Consider the following 1,851-nt stretch of genomic DNA (forward strand, 5'->3'; position numbering starts at 1 on the left):
AATCTCATCTCAACTTAAAAAATCTCACTATTTCCAATAAAATATATCTCCTTTAATAAAAAAAGGATAAAATCCATTCAAAAAGAATATACTATTATGGAAAAGAGAAAACCTACAAAAGAGTCTAACCCAAAATCTTCTAAAACCACGAGCATAGACCAGATATTTCTAAAAAAAATAGAGCATCTAAAAGAGGAAGAGCAGAGAGTTATGCTAAAACTATATAGTGAAATTCTAAAAGAGATAAAACCATGAAAATCCTAAAACTCAAAATCAAAAATATCAACTCACTAAAAGGTGAGAATGAGATTGACTTTAGCCAAGCACATTTTCAAAATAGAATTTTTGCTATTACAGGTGCAACAGGTGCGGGGAAGAGTACGCTTCTTGATGCCATATCATTGGCACTATATGCCCAAACAACTCGTCTAAAGCAGAATACAGATGGATTTATTAGTAAACAATGCAATAACTCTTTTTGTGAGGTCTGTTTTGAGATTGCAGAGCAGAGGTATCGAAGCCGATTTTCACAAGAGCAGAAAGAGAATGAGACCATATACTCTATGCAACTCTATCAAGATGATAAGCTATTAAGTGAGGGGATTCCTCTTGTTACACAGAAGATTAGAGAGTTGATAGGGCTTGATTTTGGGCAATTCACTCAATCTATTATACTCTCACAGGGTCTTTTTGATAATTTTTTGAAAGCAGAGGCAGAGGATAGAGTTTCGTTGTTGGAGAGAGTGACTGATACTAAGATATATGCCACAATCTCCAAAAGAGTTTTTCAACGGACTGAAAAGGAGAAGCAGAAGTTAGATAGGATACGAATATCAACAGCAAATACAATCTGCTTGGAGCCTACCAAACGAATAGAGATGTTAAAAAATAGAGGTCTGTTAGATAGAGAGAAAAAATCATTTAATATAGATAGGATTATCTATATTATTAACCAAAAAGTAACCTTTAACAAACTCTCTTCCCAATCTGAAAATTATAAAAAAGAGCTAGAGAGACTACAAAAAATTCTTTCACAAAGGCAGACAGAAGAGAAAGAGTATCATGAATCTCTTGCTCTTTTAACCGAAGAGAAGAGAAAAGTTGAACATGCTAAACTTTTTGATAGAGAGATAGAGTTTACGCAAAAAAACTTTATAACATTGCAGGAGGAGATTGAAAAAAATGAGCAGGAGCTTTTTAAGGTAGAGCAGAGCATAGATGATATTGATACTCAACTCTCCAAACTAAATGTAGAAAAAATTCTTCTTAGAAGAGATATGCAATCATTTTCAAATATAGAGCATCTAAAACAGAACTATACTCTTATATCTAGCAAATTTAATGAACTAAACAGAACTCAGGATGAGCTAAAAATTATGATGTCCAAAAATATAGAGGAGCTTAGTGACAAACCTCTCTATATGACTATTGAGAGTCTTGAAAATCATACAAAAGAGCTATATAGAAAAATCAAATCAGAAAATATAGAGAAGGTTGAACAGCAAAATTTGATTTTGGAGATACAGATTACAAAACTTAGGCGAAAAGAGTATCTTCAGAAGAGTCAAACCAAAATCTCTCTAGCAAAAGAGGAGATGGAGAATAGGATAGATAATCTTGGCTCAGAGAAGAGTGAACTAAATTTAAAGAAAAGTAGTTTGAAGAGTGTAATCGACCAACTTGAAGAGAAAAAAAATCTTGAAGAGAGAATTTTGAACTACGAAAAAGATAGACTAAGGCTCAAAGATGGTGAACCATGTCTGTTGTGTGGCTCCACCAAACACCCTCTATTCCCCCAAAAAATAGAGCCATCAAAAACAGAGAAGATACTTGATGAGAAGAGAGAGTCAT

2 protein-coding genes are annotated in these 1,851 nt (G+C 33.3%); both read left to right on the plus strand.

What is annotated here, in order from left to right; translation table 11 throughout:
* Positions 1 to 96 precede the first annotated feature (96 nt).
* Entirely contained in the window at positions 97 to 255 is a 159-nt protein-coding gene (locus GSY74_RS02975; protein ID WP_164663626.1) for a hypothetical protein, read from the plus strand.
* On the plus strand, positions 252 to 1,851 hold a 1,600-nt coding region (locus GSY74_RS02980; RefSeq protein WP_164663627.1), incomplete at its 3' end, for an AAA family ATPase. The genes GSY74_RS02975 and GSY74_RS02980, both read left to right, overlap by 4 nt.

Source organism: Sulfurovum sp. bin170 (genome assembly GCF_010892395.1).
Taxonomy (GTDB): domain Bacteria; phylum Campylobacterota; class Campylobacteria; order Campylobacterales; family Sulfurovaceae; genus UBA1140.